The sequence below is a fragment of the Dietzia sp. HMSC21D01 genome (assembly GCF_001815995.1).
GTDB classification, from domain to species: Bacteria; Actinomycetota; Actinomycetes; order Mycobacteriales; family Mycobacteriaceae; genus Dietzia; species Dietzia cinnamea.
This window is the reverse complement of record NZ_KV823687.1, coordinates 1-519: the sequence shown is the minus strand read 5'-3', so window position 1 is coordinate 519 and position 519 is coordinate 1. Positions and strand designations below refer to the sequence as shown.

1 pseudogene is annotated in these 519 nt (G+C 73.6%); it reads left to right on the top strand.

Features of this window, described 5'->3' with window-relative positions:
* Window positions 1-16: 16 nt before the first annotated feature.
* Window positions 17-519 (top strand): annotated as a pseudogene (locus HMPREF3086_RS02030) (HNH endonuclease); the annotation flags it as partial.

The window sequence follows — 519 nt, the reverse complement described above, 5'->3', positions numbered from 1 at the left end:
CGACGGCATGACCAGCATGTGGGCCCACCTACCCTCCGGCGATGCCGAGAAACTACGCCGCCGCATCGACGCCGCCGCCCGCGCCGCCGCCGACACCGGCCATCCCCGTACCCGTAACCAACTGCGCGCCGACGCCCTGGTCGCCCTCGGCGATCCGAACACCACCGACATCGCCGACCCCCTGCCCGACCACCCCACCGACACCGCCGGCAGCGCCGACGCCGGCGCGGCAGACCCGGCCACCGCAGGCGCCTCGGCCCCTGCCGACGGGGCGGCCGGTCGTGCGCCGTTGGGGGTCTCGTGGGGCACCGACCAGCCGATCCGGATCTCCGTGATCGACAGCATCGCCCAGGGCCTGCCCAACCGCGTGGAGTTCGTCACCGGCGCCTACGCCAGCTTCGACTGGCTGTGCGAGGAACTGCTCTCCGGCGGCGACGCCACGATCCGGTTCGAACTGCTGGACCCGCAACCGGGCACCGAGGACACCCCCGAGGCGGCGCTGAAGTACCGCATCAGCCC